Annotated in this window: 13 protein-coding genes and 1 other RNA gene; 11 read left to right on the plus strand and 3 right to left on the minus strand. The window is 66.8% G+C overall.

Going from position 1 to position 14,747, the window contains the following annotated elements; genetic code table 11:
* Window positions 1-4 precede the first annotated feature (4 nt).
* Window positions 5-1,075 carry an AI-2E family transporter gene (locus tag ACN5W5_RS04090; RefSeq protein ID WP_420047279.1) on the plus strand — a complete coding sequence of 357 codons (1,071 nt, stop codon included), beginning with the start codon at window positions 5-7 and terminating at the stop codon, window positions 1,073-1,075.
* Window positions 1,076-1,158: 83 nt separating this feature from the next.
* Here the strand turns inward: ACN5W5_RS04090 and ffs are convergent.
* Window positions 1,159-1,255: signal recognition particle sRNA small type (gene ffs / locus ACN5W5_RS04095), an RNA gene on the minus strand.
* Window positions 1,256-1,320: 65 nt separating this feature from the next.
* Between ffs and dnaX the strand changes: the two genes are divergently transcribed.
* The 5 genes from dnaX (at window position 1,321) to ACN5W5_RS04120 (ending at window position 5,890) form a co-directional block, all read left to right on the plus strand.
* Window positions 1,321-3,258: a DNA polymerase III subunit gamma/tau gene (gene dnaX / locus ACN5W5_RS04100; protein WP_420047280.1), complete on the plus strand. Its 1,938-nt coding sequence runs from the start codon at window positions 1,321-1,323 to the stop codon at window positions 3,256-3,258.
* A gap of 49 nt (window positions 3,259-3,307) precedes the next feature.
* Window positions 3,308-3,640, plus strand: a complete 333-nt coding sequence (locus ACN5W5_RS04105) for a YbaB/EbfC family nucleoid-associated protein (protein WP_226466519.1) — start codon at window positions 3,308-3,310, stop codon at window positions 3,638-3,640.
* Window positions 3,641-3,651: 11 nt separating this feature from the next.
* Window positions 3,652-4,257, plus strand: coding sequence for a recombination mediator RecR (gene recR, locus ACN5W5_RS04110; protein WP_420047281.1), 606 nt, complete (start codon window positions 3,652-3,654; stop codon window positions 4,255-4,257).
* Between the two features lie 27 nt (window positions 4,258-4,284).
* The gene (locus tag ACN5W5_RS04115) at window positions 4,285-4,689 is read left to right on the plus strand and encodes an MAPEG family protein (RefSeq protein ID WP_420047282.1); all 405 of its coding nucleotides are present in this window, start codon (window positions 4,285-4,287) and stop codon (window positions 4,687-4,689) included.
* 199 nt (window positions 4,690-4,888) lie between these two features.
* Window positions 4,889-5,890 carry an ABC transporter substrate-binding protein gene (locus tag ACN5W5_RS04120; protein WP_420047283.1) on the plus strand — a complete coding sequence of 334 codons (1,002 nt, stop codon included), beginning with the start codon at window positions 4,889-4,891 and terminating at the stop codon, window positions 5,888-5,890.
* A gap of 25 nt (window positions 5,891-5,915) precedes the next feature.
* Here ACN5W5_RS04120 and ACN5W5_RS04125 read toward each other — a convergent pair whose 3' ends face one another.
* Both ACN5W5_RS04125 and gloB read right to left on the minus strand, forming a co-directional pair.
* Window positions 5,916-7,550 carry a transglycosylase SLT domain-containing protein gene (locus ACN5W5_RS04125; protein ID WP_420047284.1) on the minus strand — a complete coding sequence of 545 codons (1,635 nt, stop codon included), beginning with the start codon at window positions 7,548-7,550 and terminating at the stop codon, window positions 5,916-5,918.
* Window positions 7,547-8,320, minus strand: a complete 774-nt coding sequence (gene gloB / locus ACN5W5_RS04130; RefSeq protein WP_420047285.1) for a hydroxyacylglutathione hydrolase — start codon at window positions 8,318-8,320, stop codon at window positions 7,547-7,549. Before gloB ends, ACN5W5_RS04125 begins: the two co-directional genes overlap by 4 nt.
* Window positions 8,321-8,422: 102 nt before the next feature.
* Here gloB and ACN5W5_RS04135 point away from each other — a divergent pair, with 102 nt between their 5' ends.
* From ACN5W5_RS04135 to ACN5W5_RS04155, 5 genes are all read left to right on the plus strand, one after another.
* Complete coding sequence (locus ACN5W5_RS04135) at window positions 8,423-9,307, plus strand: class I SAM-dependent methyltransferase (RefSeq protein WP_420047286.1); 885 nt, start codon at window positions 8,423-8,425, stop codon at window positions 9,305-9,307.
* 71 nt (window positions 9,308-9,378) lie between these two features.
* Window positions 9,379-9,813 carry a ribonuclease HI gene (gene rnhA, locus ACN5W5_RS04140; protein ID WP_420047287.1) on the plus strand — a complete coding sequence of 145 codons (435 nt, stop codon included), beginning with the start codon at window positions 9,379-9,381 and terminating at the stop codon, window positions 9,811-9,813.
* A gap of 124 nt (window positions 9,814-9,937) precedes the next feature.
* Window positions 9,938-11,140: an efflux RND transporter periplasmic adaptor subunit gene (locus ACN5W5_RS04145; protein WP_420047288.1), complete on the plus strand. Its 1,203-nt coding sequence runs from the start codon at window positions 9,938-9,940 to the stop codon at window positions 11,138-11,140.
* 18 nt (window positions 11,141-11,158) lie between these two features.
* On the plus strand, window positions 11,159-14,257 hold the full coding sequence (locus ACN5W5_RS04150) for an efflux RND transporter permease subunit (RefSeq protein ID WP_420047289.1): 3,099 nt from the start codon (window positions 11,159-11,161) through the stop codon (window positions 14,255-14,257).
* Window positions 14,257-14,706, plus strand: coding sequence for a hypothetical protein (locus tag ACN5W5_RS04155; RefSeq protein ID WP_420047290.1), 450 nt, complete (start codon window positions 14,257-14,259; stop codon window positions 14,704-14,706). The genes ACN5W5_RS04150 and ACN5W5_RS04155 overlap by 1 nt, the downstream gene beginning before the upstream one ends.
* The last annotated feature ends 41 nt before the right edge of the window (window positions 14,707-14,747 follow it).

The following is a 14,747-nucleotide window of genomic DNA, read 5'->3' on the forward strand; positions in this document are numbered from 1 at the left end:
AACGATGCCCCCTGTCTTGCGTGCTCCCCTCATCACCCGCGGCCTGTTGCTGCTGATCCTCGCCGCTGGTGTCTATTTTTTCCACGGCTTTCTGGTCCCGGCGCTGGCCGCGCTGATCATCGGTTTCGCCACCTGGCCGCTGTACCACCGCCTGGTGGGTCGCTGCAGCGGCAACACCACGCTGGCGGCCAGTCTGGCGATTCTGTTGGTGCTGTTGGTGCTCGTGGTGCCGCTGTCGGTGGCGCTGCACTACGCCATCCGCGAAGCCAGCGAATTCGTGCGCTGGGCGATCGAGGCCAACCGTTACGGCGCCACAGTGCCCGCGTGGATCGAGGCGCTGCCTCTCGTGGGCGTGCAACTGGCCGAACTGTGGCGCGAACACCTGGGCCAGCCGCACGCGCTGGGCACGTGGATCCAGATGCTCTCCGGTCAGCACGCTGGCAACATTTCGCGCACGGTTCTGGCGGTCGCAGGCAATTTGTTCGGGCTGTTCCTGCTGGTGCTGTTCATGCTCATCACGCTGTTTTTTGTCTACAAGGACGGCGTGCGCATCGCGGGCCAGGTGGACCGGGTGGGTGAGCACCTGCTGCCCGAGCGCTGGCAGCGTTTCTCTCGGGTGGTGCCGGCCACGGTGAGCGCCACCGTCACCGGCATGGGCCTGATCGCCATCGGCGAGGGCGTGGTGCTGGGCGTGGCCTACTGGATCGCCGGTGTGCCTTCACCGGTGTTGCTGGGCGTGATCACCGGCTTCATGGCCATGGTTCCCGGCGGCGCGCCGCTGTCGTTCACGCTGGTGTCGCTCTATCTGGTGGGCTCCGGCCATGCGACGGCCGGCCTGCTGCTGTTTGCCTGGGGCTCGGTCGAGCTCTTCATCGTGGACAAGACCCTGCGCCCGCGGCTGGTGGGCGGGCCGGTCAAGCTGCCGTTCCTGCCCACGTTTTTCGGGCTGGTCGGCGGTGTCAAAACGATGGGGCTGGTGGGCCTGTTCGTTGGCCCGGTGCTGATGGCGCTGCTGGTGGCGATCTGGCGGGAATGGGCGCGCGGGCTGGAGGGTCCGCCGGTGCCCAAACTTTGAGGGCACCCGATCCGCGGTGCCCAACGGCACGGCGGTGGTGCACTTCAGCGGGCTCGCTGCGGCGCCTGTTTGGCGCTGAATAAGGTGACGAGCCTTGACCCCGGCACTGGCTACACAGTTAGGGCTGCTTGGTTCCCCACCTGACCCGGTTGGCCGCTTCACCATGCGGGAAGGCCCGTCAAGGTCGATTGTAGGCGATGACGGCCACCCTTTGCCGACCAAGGGCGCCGCTTAGAATCCCTGCCATGTCCTATGTCGTTCTGGCCCGCAAGTACCGCCCGCGCAATTTCACCGAAATGGTGGGGCAGGAGCACGTGGTTCAGGCGCTTTCCAACGCGCTGACCACGCAGCGGCTGCATCACGCCTACCTGTTCACCGGCACGCGCGGCGTGGGCAAGACCACGGTTTCGCGCATCCTGGCCAAGTCGCTCAACTGCCTGGGGGCCGATGGGCAGGGCGGCATCACGGCCGAGCCCTGCGGCGTGTGCCAGGCCTGCACCGACATCGACGCCGGCCGGTTCGTCGATTACACCGAGCTGGACGCGGCCTCGAACCGCGGCGTGGACGAGGTCCAGGCGCTGCTGGAGCAGGCGGTCTACAAACCGGTGCAGGGCCGCTTCAAGGTCTTCATGATCGACGAGGTGCACATGCTCACCGGGCACGCGTTCAACGCGATGCTCAAGACGCTGGAGGAGCCGCCCGAGTACCTGAAGTTCGTGCTGGCCACGACCGACCCGCAGAAGGTGCCGGTGACGGTGCTTTCGCGCTGTCTGCAATTCAACTTGCGGCCCATGGCGCCCGAGACCGTGCTGCAGCACCTGGCGCAGGTGCTGCAGGCCGAAAGCGTGCCGGCCGAAACGCTGGCGCTGCGCCTGATCTCGCGCGCTGCGCGTGGCTCGATGCGCGATGCGCTCTCGCTGACCGACCAGGCCATCGCCTTCGGTGGCGGGCAGTTGCAGGAGGCCACGGTGCGCCAGATGCTGGGCGCGGTGGACCGTTCGTATGTGCTGCGGCTGATCGACGGGCTGGCGCGGGGCGATGGCGCGACCGTGGTCGACACCATCGACAGCCTGCGCCTGAATGGCCTGAATGCCGCCTCGACGCTCGAAGAAATGACCAGTCTGCTGCAGCGCATGGCGGTGTTGCAGGCGGTGCCCGAGCGCCTGGCCCTGCAGGAGTCGGACGACCCCGACACGCCGGAGATCGTGCGCCTGGCGCACGCGCTGCCCGCCGACGAAACCCAGCTGCTCTACAGCCTGTGTCTGCACGGCCGTGCCGAGCTGGGCCTGGCTCCCGACGAGTACGCCGCGCTCACCATGGTGCTGCTGCGGCTGCTCGCGTTCAAGCCTTCGCAGACGGCGACCGGCGCCGCGGCGGAAAAAAAAACACTGAAATCCGGGGCTGAGGCCCCGGTCGTAGAGCCTCAGCCCGTTGCGGCGCTGGCCCCCCGGCCTGTGGCGCCTGTGGTCAGGCCCGCTGCCGTGGCGGTTGCACCTGTGGCATCGGCTCCGGCAGCACCTTTGGCCGCAGCGACTGTGCAGGCTCCGCCTGTCTCGCGCTCCGTACCTGCGGCGCCAGCGACCCAGACATTGCCCGCAGCTGAACCTGCGCACTTTGAAGACGACGCCGACGGCCCACCCTGGGTGGAGGAGCCAGACGATGCACCGTTGGACGAGGGTGTGCAGACCTCGCGTCGCGTGGTGGAGGTTCCCGTGCGTGATCCCGGACCCGCGCCGCGGCTGGACCGCCTGCGCGAGCCGGGCGAAGCCGCGCCCATGCGCGAGCCGGTGCTCAGTGCCGAGGGTGATTTCTGGTTCGATGCGGTCCAGCAACTGACCAAGGCCGAAACCATCACAGCGCTGGTGCGCGAGCTGGGGCTGCAGTCCCAGTTGGTGGCGCGCGACGCGGACCAATGGCTGTTGCGGGTGGAGCGCGAGTCGCTCAACCAGGGCAACACCCGGGAACGCCTGAGCGCGGCCTTGAAGACGCTGGGCCACGAGATCCGCCTGGTGGTGGAGATCGGCCCGGTCGAGGACTCCGCCGCGCTGCGGTTGGCGGCCGAGGCCGCCCGCCGGCAGCGCGAAGCCGAACAGATCATCCGCGACGACCCCTTCGTGCAAACGATGATGCGCGACTTTGGCGGCAAAATCGTACCCGGCACGCTCAAGGCCACAGGCGCCTGAGCTTTTCGGTTACGCCGATTCATTTCATTCAGGACATACAAGGAAAACCATGTTCAACAAAGGACAACTCGCCGGCCTCATGAAGCAGGCCCAGGCCATGCAGGACAACCTCAAGAAGGCGCAGGACGAACTGGCTTTCATCGAAGTCACCGGTGAGTCCGGCGCCGGCCTGGTGAAGGTGCTCATGACCTGCAAGCACGATGTGAAGCGCGTCACCATCGACCCCAGCCTGCTGGCCGACGACAAGGACATGCTGGAAGACCTGGTGGCCGCCGCGTTCAACGCCGCGGTGCGCAAGGCTGAAGAAACTTCGAACGAGAAACTGGGCAAGCTCACGGCAGGAATGCCAGGCCTTCCCGGCGGGATGAAGTTCCCCTTCTGACGACCGCCCACTTGGCCGAAAACCACTCTCTTGAACTGCTGGTGCAGGCGCTGCGGCGCCTGCCGGGCGTGGGGGTGAAGTCGGCCCAGCGCATGGCGTTTCACCTGCTGCAGCACGACCGCGAGGGCGCGCTGCACCTCTCACAGGCGCTGCAACACGCCTGCGCCGAGGTCAAGCACTGCACGCTGTGCCACACCTTCACCGAAGACGAGATCTGCCCCACCTGCCGCGATGGGCGGCGCGACCGCAGCCAGCTGTGTGTGGTGGAGAACCCGGCCGACCAGTCGGCGCTGGAACGCACCGGAGCCTACAAGGGCCTGTACTTCGTGCTCATGGGCAAGCTCAGCCCGCTGGACGGCGTGGGTCCGCGCGATATTGGCCTGCAAAAACTCTTTGACCGCATCGACACCCTGGTGGACGGCGCGCGCGAGGTGCGTGAAGTGATCCTCGCGACCAACTTCACCGCCGAGGGCGAAACCACGGCCCATGTGATCGCTCAGGCCCTGAAGGCGCGCGGCGTGAACGTCACGCGGCTCGCGCGGGGCGTGCCGGTGGGCAGTGAGCTCGAGTACGTGGATCTTGGCACGATCGCCCACGCCCTGGTGGACCGGCGCTGACCACTCGCATTCAAAAGAAAGCGCTTCATGAAAATCGCGGGACTCACCGTGGCCTACTGGGCCGTGATCGTGGCGGCGCTGCTGCCGATTGTTTGCGCGGGGCTGGCCAAGTGGGGCACGTTCGCCAAGCCAAGGCGCGAAGGCGGCTATGACAACCACAACCCGCGCGCCTGGCTGGCGAAGCAAAACGACTGGCGCGCGCGCGCCAATGCGGCGCAGGCCAACAGCTTCGAGGCGCTGCCGTTTTTCATAGGTGCGGTGATCATCGCCCACCAGCTCGGCACCTACCAGACCCGGCTGGATCTGCTGGCCTTCTTCTACATCGTTTTGCGACTGGTCTACATCATGTTGTATGTGGCCGATCTGGCCACGGCGCGCAGCATCGCATGGACCCTGGCACTGTTGGTCAACATCGCGATCCTGTTCGTCTGACGCCGCCTGCGAGGCTGTTACTTTTAATTGCTTTTAGGCTTGGTGGAAACCCGCTCGGGATTCGTCCCGATGCGGGTTTTTGTGATGGCGCATACGCTGACACCTTGAAGACAGGTACCAGAGAGGATGTGTCATGTGGAGTCGCCGGGGGTGGGGTCGTGTGTGCGCGTCGGCGATGCTGACGGCAGGCCTTCCTGCGGTGTTTGCACAGTCGCGGCCAGCCACCAGCGCCGCGGCGCCCGTCACTCGCAACACGCTGGGCCGCGTGGTGATGGCGGTGGAGAACCGCTCGTCGTTCTGTTACCTGCCGCTCACGATCGCCGATCGTCTGGGCTATTTTGCCGCTGAGGGGCTGGACGTCCAGCTGCGCGATTTCACGGAACCGGGGCAAGCCCTGCAGGCCATGCTCAGCGGCGCCACCCACCTGGTGTCGGGACCCTACAGCCACACCATCAGTCTGCAGATGCGGGGGCAGTCGATACGCTCCATCGTGTTGCAGGGGCGCACACCACAAATCGTGCTCGGCGTATCGCTGCAGACCATGGAACACTACCGGCAGCTGCGCGACCTGCGTGGTCGACGCATCGCGGTCACGGCGCTGGGTTCGGCCAGTCACCGCATTGCGCGCCTGCTGCTGACCAGGGCAGGGCTGGGTCCGCAGGACGTGACCTACCAGGCCTTTCCGAGTGCTTCGGCAGCGGTTGGGGCTTTTCGCTCGGGTCAGGTGGATGCCATCTGTTACACCGACCCGGTGATCACCCAGCTGGAGCAGGCGGGGCAACTCCGGGTGGTGGCCGACACGCGCACCACACGGGGCAATGCCGATGTGTTTGGCGGACCGCTGCCCGCGGGTTGCCTGAGCGCTTCGGCCGACTTCGTGGAGAACAACCCGAAGCATTGCCAGGCCATCACCGATGCGATGGTGCATGCCCTGAAATGGCTGCAGACCGCCGGGCCCTCCGACCTGATCAGGATCGTGCCCGAAACCTATTTTCTCGGGGATCGGGCGCTGTACCTGGCCGCGTTCAGTCGGGCCCGTGAGTCGTGGACGCCCGATGGTCTGATGCCCGAAGCCGGCCCTCCGACCACGGTGCGCATGCTGGCGCATTTTGACGATGCGCAGATGCTGCAGCGCGTGAACCTGGACCGCACCTTCACCAACGAGTTTGCGCAGAAGTCGAAGGCCCGCTTCCGCGCCTGAATCCGCGGCGAAGCGGACAACATTCTCAGTTTTTGCGCGCTTTCTTTTTGCTCGCCGTGCGCGTGGGTTTGATCGTGGCTTTTTTGGTGCTGCGCTTGACGCTCTTGCCTTGGGCCCGCGTGCTCTTCTGGGTCATCTTCTTGCCGCTCTTCGCTGCGACAGCGCGCTGGGTCTTGACCAGCGAGAGGCGCTGACCGGCCTTGAGTTTGGAGCTGACCCGCAGGTTGTTCCAGCGCGCCAGATTCGAGGCGCTGACGCCATGGCGCGCGGCCAGCCGGCTCAGGGTGTCGCCCGCGCGGACGATCACGGAGCCGCGCCGCACGATGGCCTCGGGTTGCAGGCTGAGGCTGGCGTTGTCGGCGACGAATTCGCTCACGTCGCGGTTGTGCTGGTCGCTGCGCGCCACCAGCAAACTCGAACCGGCGCGCACCCGCATGCGGGGCGGGATGTTGTTGACAGCGCGCAGTTCGGACTCGCTCATGCCCACGCGGCTGGCGGCTTGTGCCGCCGTCATGGTGCTGGGAACGACCCAGGCCGTCCAGCTGGCGAGCGGGCCTTTGTACTCGGCCAGACGGCGCTCGAAGATGTTGGCGTTGTCCCAGGGCAGCAGGATGTAAGGCGTACCGGCCGCCATCACGATGGGCTGCTTGATCGAAGGGTTCAATGCCCGGAAGTCCTTCTCGCTCACCTCCGCCAGGCGGGCGATGAGCGCCACATCGATGTCACGCTCCAGCGTCAGGGTGTCGAAGAAGGGGTGGTTGCCGATCGGTGGCAGCTGGGCATTGAACGATTCGGGCCGGGCCAGGATGTTTTTCACGGCCTGCAGCTTGGGCACGTACATGCGCGTCTCGAGCGGCATGTCGATGTCGGTGTAACCCGTGGGCAGACCGGCACGCTGGTTGCGCGTGATGGCGCGGTTGACGTTGCCCTGACCCCAGTTGTAGGCCGCAAGGGCGAGGTGCCAGTCGCCAAAGCGGCCGTGCAGTTGCTCCAGGTAGTCGAGCGCGGCGCGGGTGGACGCCAGCACGTCGCGGCGGTCATCGCGGAACGCGTTCTGCCTCAGGTCGAACGACTGGCCGGTGGCTGGCATGAACTGCCACATGCCGGCAGCGCGTGCGCTGGACACCGCCTGCGGATTGAACGCGCTCTCGATGAAGGGCAGCAGGGCCAGCTCCATGGGCAGGTTGCGGCGCTCGACTTCTTCGACGATGTGGAACAGGTACCGGTTCGACCGCTCGGTCATGCGCTGCATGTAGTCGGGACGGCTGATGTACCACTGCTCACGGTCGCGGACCAGATCGTTCTGCAGGTCCGCCATGGCAAAGCCGCGCCGTATGCGGTCCCAGATGTCTTCCGGGGCGGCCAGTGTGACGACCGGGGGCGCGCTGGCCTGTGCGGAGACGATGGTGCTCAGCGGTGGGTGGTTGTAGTTGGGGGACGCGGTGGCTGGCAGGGGCCTGCCGCTGGGCACCGTTGACCCATCCCCTGTCTGTGTGGACTGGCGCGGTGCTGGCGTACCGGCACAACCGGCGATCAGCAAGGTCAGGCCCAGGGTCCAGACCAGTCCGGCCAGACGACCGCCTGACGGTGTCAATGGCGGGCGGGTGCGGGAGGGATCAGGGGGCGGATGGAAAGCGGTCGGAGCGGAGGCGAGAGTCATTTGAAATTGTTTTTCCATTCCCTGAGGGTGGCCAGCACGCTCACGGTATCGGATCCTGCGCCGGGTTCATGTGCACGGGCCGCCTGGGCCACCGCGGGCACATGGGTGCGCAGGAAGGGGTTGATCTGCTTTTCCAGCCAGATGGAGCTGGGCAGCGTGGGAAGGTTCCCGGCACGCAGCTGCGCACAATGCGCGGCGTGCTGCGTCAGTTCGGTATTGCCGGGCTCGACCGCCAGCGCAAAACGCAGGTTGGAGAGCGTGTATTCGTGTGTGCAGCAGACCCGGGTGGTGTCGGGCAACTGGGCCAGGCGGGTGAGTGAGTCCAGCATCTGCGCCGGCGTGCCCTCGAACAGCCGGCCGCAGCCCGCCGAGAACAGGGTGTCGCCGCAAAAGACCAGGGGCCGGCCGTCCACGTCGGGGCAAAAGTAGGCGATGTGGCCGGCCGTGTGTCCCGGCACATGGATCACCGACCAGTCCAGACCCAGCGCACTTACGGTATCGGCCTCACCCACGCGCAGCAGGGGCTCGGGCATGGGTTCGTCCGCCGGGCCGATGACACGCGCGCCGGTGGCCCGGCGCAAGGCCGCCACGCCACCGGTGTGGTCGGCGTGGTGGTGGGTGATCAGGATGGTGTCGAGGTCGATCCGTTGGTCGGCCAGCCAGGCCAGTACCCCATCGGACTCGCCGGGATCCACGACCAGCGCCCGCTGCCCGTCGTGCAACACCCAGATGTAGTTGTCGCTGAACGCGGGTAGGGGAAAAAGTGTCATGCGCGGAGCCCGGTGTGAATGCGGGGTTGGCGTGTAGAGTACGCGGAAAAGCCGGGTTGGGGGTGCCGGACTTGCGCCAGCTCCGTCTTTTCATCTCACACCATGTATCCACCCATTATAAGTTTGACCGACTGGTTTCAGACCGCTCCAGGGCGTTACTTGCTGGACTGGGAGCAGCGGCAGTTTGACCTGGCCGTGAGCGATCTGTTTGGTTACAACGCGCTGCAGCTGGGACTGCCCGAGCTGCGTACCCTTGACGCGAACCGCATGCCGCACCGCTGGCTGGCCTTGCCCGAAGAGATGCTCGTTGCGCCGCTGGACGAGCGGCTGTTCACCGGGGAGGGCGGTCGCACGGTGGATCTGGATGCTCCGCAGTCCCCATCCGTGGACCGTGGTGACCGGGTCTCGACCTGGCCGGCCCCGGGCGAGTCGCCGCGGGTCGCGCTGGTGACCAACGCGGCTGCGCTGCCGTTTCCGCCGGCGAGTCTGGACCTGGTGGTGCTGCCGCACACGCTGGAGCTCAGCGCCGACCCCCACCACGTGTTGCGCGAGGTGGAGCGGGTGCTCGTGCCCGAGGGCCGGGTGGTGATTTCGGGTTTCAATCCGACCAGTCTCTGGGGCCTGCGCCAGGGGCGCGCCCGCCTGGCAGGGCGGCTGGGTTTGCATGGGCTGGGTTTGTCGAGCCTGTACCTGCCCGAGGCCGGTGAATTCATCGGCCCGCGCCGGCTGCGCGACTGGCTGCGGCTGCTGAGTTTTGAAGTAGAGTCGGAGCGCTTTGGCTGCTACCGGCCGGCGGTGAGGACCGAAAAGTGGCTCAATCACAGCGCCTGGATGGACCGGGCCGGCCCACGCTGGTGGCCGATCTTCGGCGCGGTCTATTTTCAGGTGGCGGTCAAGCGCGTGCGGGGCGTGCGCCTGCTCGGTCCGGCGTGGAAGCCGCGGCGGGCTGTGGCCGCGGCGCCGGTGTCGGTGGCCAACCGGCATTGACGCAGCGCACCTTTTCATCACCGGCGTGCTGGACAGCGGACCGGTTCCCCCATATCTCTGGAGACTCTGATTTGAATCACGTGGTGATCTACACCGATGGCGCCTGCAAAGGCAACCCGGGCCCGGGCGGCTGGGGCGTTTACCTCAAGGCCGGCGGCCATGAAAAAGAGCTCTGGGGTGGTGAGCGCGAGACCACCAACAACCGCATGGAACTCACGGCCGTGATCGAAGCACTCGGTGCGCTCAAGCGCCCCTGCAAGGTGTCGCTTTACCTGGACAGCGAATACGTCCGCAAAGGCATCACCGAGTGGATCCATGGCTGGAAGACCAAGGGCTGGAAGACGGCGGCCAGACAGCCGGTCAAGAATGCCGACCTCTGGCAGAAGCTCGATGCCCTGGTGCACGACGGGGTGCACCAGATCGAATGGCATTGGGTCAGAGGCCATGCCGGCGACCCGGGGAATGAAAAGGCCGATGCACTGGCCAACCGGGGCGTGCCGGGCTGAGAGCTTGGGACGGCGAGCCTCCGGTTGGCCGGGCGATTGAACTTATGCGCTTGTGGGTGTCTATGCACTGATACATTGCAAAAGGTTGTGACACTTGGCGCGCTCCCCTGCACCTGATCGAAACATGGCAAAAAAGACCCTTTATGTGGTGATCGCTGCGGCCGGCCTCGGGCTGGCGTCGGCGGGTGCCTGGTGGCTCCAGAACCGTGCGCCCAACCAGGCTGCTGCTGCGGGTGGCAGCCCTGGGGGCAGCGCCGCGGTTTCCGCGGGACGACCGGCCGCCGGCACGCCCGGTGTCGAGGTGGCGCAGGTCAAGTCCCTCGCCTTGCGGGACGACGCTCAGGCGGTGGGCACCCTGCGCTCGCGCCAGAGAGTCACCCTGCGGCCCGAGGTCAGCGGCCGCATCTCTCAGATCGCCTTTGCCGACGGCGCCCGGGTCAGGCGTGGCCAGTTGCTGGTGCAGCTGGACGACGTGTTGCAGAAGGCCGAACTCAGCCAGGCGCAGGCCCAGCTCTCCATCGCGCGCGCCAACCTCAAACGCAACGAGGAACTGGTGGCGCAGGCCTTTGTGGCCCAGCGCGTGCTGGACGAAAACCGCGCGGCACTGCAGGTGGCCGAAGCGCAGGTGGCGCTGGCGCAGGCGCGCCTCTCGCGCATGCGCCTCACCGCACCGTTCGACGGCACCGTGGGGCTGCGCGTGGTTCACCTGGGCGACTACGTCAAGGACGGCGCGGACCTCGTGAACCTGGAAGACACCTCGCAGCTCACGGTGGACTTCCGTCTGCCCGAGCGCTTCCAGACCCGCATCGCCGCCGGCCAGCCGGTCGAGGTGGAACTGGACGCATTGCCCGGAAAACGCTTCAGCGCGAAGGTGCAGGCGGTGGATCCGCTGCTGGACGCCAACGGCCGCTCGATCGCCGTGCGCGCCGTGCTGCCGCCCGCGCCCGGCGGCGAGTTGCGCCCCGGCATGTTCGCCCGCGTGACCACCGTGTTCACCACCAACGCCGCTGCGCTGGTGGTGCCCGAAGAAGCCATCGTGCCGCAGGCGGGCAAGCAGTTTGTTTTCCGGTTGCTGAAAGAAGGCGAGGGCGATGGCGCCAAGCTGGTGTCGCGCCGCACCGAGGTGCAGCTCGGCGTGCGCCGGGGCGCCCAGGTGCAGATCACGCAGGGCGTGGCCGAGGGCGACACCGTGGTGGTGGCGGGCCAGCAGCGTTTGCAGAAAGACGGCACGGCCGTGCGCGTGGTGGAGATGGGCCGTCCCCCGGGCGCTCCGGTCGCCGGACCCCAGGGCGCACCCGCTGGCACCCCGCCGGCGAGTGGCGGCTGATCCCGCAGGAAGCGCACCATGCAACTGCCTGAAGTCGCGATCCGCCGGCCCGTTTTTGCCAGCGTGCTGTCGATGTTGATCCTGCTGATCGGGCTGGTGGCCTTCAGCGGTCTCACGGTGCGCGAGTACCCCAAGATCGACGAGCCCACCGTCACCGTGAGCACCACCTTCACCGGCGCTTCCAGCGAGGTGGTGGAGTCGCAGGTGAGCAAACCGCTGGAAGATTCCATCGCCGGCATCGAAGGCGTGGACGTGATCACCTCCATCAGCCGGCAGGAGCGCAGCCAGATCACGGTGCGCTTCAAGCTGGAGCGCGACCCCGACTCGGCCGCCGCCGACGTGCGCGACAAGGTCAGCCGGGTGCGCCAGCGCCTGCCGCAGGGCATTGACGAGCCGGTGATCGCCAAGGTCGAGGCCGATGCGTTTCCGGTGATGTGGATCTCGCTCAATTCCGACACCCATAACGCGCTGCAGCTCTCCGACCTGGCCAACCGCATCGCCAAACCGGTGCTGCAGACGGCCACCGGCGCGGCCGAGGTGCGCATCTACGGCGAGCGCCGCTATTCGATGCGCATCTGGATCGACCCCGACCGCCTGGCCGCCTACAACCTGACGGTGCAGGACGTGGAAGACGCGCTGCGCCGCTCCAACCTCGAAGTGCCCGCCGGGCGCATCGAGAGCAGCCAGCGCGAGTTCAACGTCACGGCCGCCACCGACCTGCAGACGCCCGAGCAGTTCCGCGCGGTGACGCTGCGCACGGTCAACGGCCAGTCGATCCGGCTGGGCGATGTGGCGCGTGTGGTGCAGGGCCCGCAGGACGAACGCAGCTCGGTGCGGCTGAACGGGCGCGACTCGGTGTCGCTGGGCGTGATCCGCCAGGCCACGGCCAACCCGCTGGAGCTCGCGGCCGGTGTGCGCCAGTTGCTGGAGAAGGTCAAGACCGACCTGCCGCCGGGCATCAACGTCGAGATCGCCAACGACAACTCGGTCTTCATCGACCGTTCGATCAAGGCCGTCTACACCACCATCGCCGAGGCCGTGGTGCTGGTCGCGCTGGTCATCTTCGTCTTCCTGCGCACCTTCCGCGCGTCCATCATCCCGCTGGTGACGATTCCGGTCAGCCTGATCGGCACCTTCGCGCTCATGGCGCTGTTCGGCTTTTCCATCAACACGCTCACGCTGCTGGCGCTGGTGCTGGCCATCGGCCTGGTGGTGGACGATTCCATCGTGGTGCTGGAGAACATCTACCGGCACATTGAGGAAGGCATGAAGCCGTTTGAAGCGGCCATCAAAGGGGCGCGCGAGATCGGCTTCGCTGTGGTGGCCATGACGCTCACGCTCGCCGCCGTGTACGCGCCGCTGGCCTTCACGCCCGGGCGCACCGGGCGCCTGTTCGCCGAGTTCGCGCTCGCGCTGGCAGGTGCGGTGGTGGTGTCGGGCTTCGTGGCGCTCACGCTCTCGCCCATGATGAGCAGCAAGCTGTTGCGCCACAACCCCAACCCGGGCGGGTTCGACCGCGGCATGGAGCGCGTGCTCGTCGCCATCACCCGGGGCTACAGCCGCCTGCTGGCCGGGGCGCTGCGCGTGCGCTGGCTGGTGGTGGGCGTGATGCTGGCGAGTGCTGCGGGCAGCTGGTGGCTGCTGCAGACTACCAAGCAGGAACTCGCGCCGCTGGAAGACCGTGGTGTGATCCTGGTCAACGTCAACGGCCCTGACGGTGCCACGCTGGCCTATACCCGGCGTTACGCCGAGGCGGTGGAGCGCATCGGTGCGGACTACCCCGAGTTCGACCGCATCTTCAGCAACATCGGCAACCCCACGGTGGCGCAGGGTTCGGTGTTCCTGCGTGCCAAGCCCTGGGAAGAACGCGAACGCAGCACGCAGGAGATCGCGCGCGAAATCGCACCGCGCATCGGCGCGTTGCCCGGCATCAGCGGCTTCCCTATCACGCCGCCCTCGCTGGGCCAGGGCTTTCGCGAGCGGCCGATCAACTACGTCATCGTCACCAGCGACAGCTACCAGAACCTCTCACAAACCGTGCGCCGCTTCCAGGACGAGATGGCCAAACACCCGGGCTTCGTGCAGGTGGACACCGACCTGCGCCTGAACAAGCCCGAGATCCGCATGGACGTGGACCGCGAGCGCGCCGCCGACATGGGCGTGAGCGTCGAAGTCATCGCGCGCACGGTGGAAACCTTGCTGGGCGGGCGCGTGGTCACACGCTACAAGCAGGGCGGTGAACAGTACGACGTGGTGGTGCAGACCGACAGTGCCCAGCGCAGCGCGCCCGATGACATCGACAAGCTCTTCGTGCGCGGTCGCGGCGACGCCATGATCCCGCTGGCTTCGCTGGTGCAGTTGCGCGAGGTCGTGGTGCCGCGCGAGCTCAACCACTTCGGCCAGCGCCGCAGTGCCTCCATCACGGCCAACCTCGCGCCCGAACTGGCGCTGGGCGAGGCGCTCCAGATCATGAACGGGATCGCGGCCGAGGTGCTGCCACCCGGCTACACCACCGATCTCAACGGGCAGAGCCGCGAATTCCGCAGCTCATCGGGCTCGCTGGCCATCGTGTTCGCGCTTTCGCTGCTGTTCATCTACCTGGTGCTGGCGGCGCAGTTCGAGAGCTTTGTCGATCCACTCATCATCATGCTCAGCGTGCCGCTGTCCATGCTGGGTGCGCTGCTGGCGCTCAAGCTCAGCGGCGGCACGCTCAACGTGTTCAGTCAGATCGGGCTCATCACGCTGGTGGGCCTGATCACCAAACACGGCATCCTGATCGTGGAGTTCGCCAACCAGCTGCGCGAGAAGGGCAAAGACAAGCTCGAAGCGGTGAAGGAGTCTGCCGCATTGCGCCTGCGCCCGATCATGATGACCACCGGTGCCATGGTGCTCGGCGCCATGCCACTGGCGCTGGCCACCGGGGCCGGTGCCGAGAGCCGCCAGCAGATCGGCTGGGTGATCGTGGGCGGCATGAGCCTGGGCACGCTGCTCACGCTGTTTGTGGTGCCCACCATGTACACGTTGCTGGCGCGTACCAGGCATGGTTCCCGGGTGCTGCCGAAAGATGTGCCGGGCCACGGAGAACCCGGGTCCGAAGACATCCTGGTGGCGAAGTGATGGCCGATCCGGAGCCACCGATGGGCCTGGACTGTACCTTGCCGCAGGCCGGGCGCCTGCCCTACACCGACGAGAACTTCCGGGCGGCCAAAGTCTTCGTGTTCGCTAAGTGGTGTGAAGAAGCCATCGGCCAGCCGGACAAAGTCCCGCAGGACCTCTCGGGCGCCTGCAAGTACGGGTCCCTCTTCATGCAGCGTGTGTTTGGCGGTGCCATCCGGGGGCACTATGAGCACCAGTACAACTTCATCGACGGGCAACGGGTGGATCTGAGTCATGAAGCGCGGGATGTCGCGTGCATGCGCCACCCTTACCTGCATGATCCTGAGTACTTTCAGGTGCCCGAGCTGCAGGCCTCGCTGGCGAGTTGCCTGCCCCGCGCCCAGCGCTGGGCCGACGAGTTTCTGGCCCAGCAGTCCGCAGCGGTTGCGCGAGAGCAGGACGCACGATAAACAGGGCGCCTACCCTGCGCCCAGTGGCCGGGCAGGTGGCA

The organism is Hydrogenophaga sp. ZJX-1 (genome assembly GCF_048590325.1).
In the GTDB taxonomy this organism is placed as follows: Bacteria; Pseudomonadota; Gammaproteobacteria; order Burkholderiales; family Burkholderiaceae_C; genus Hydrogenophaga.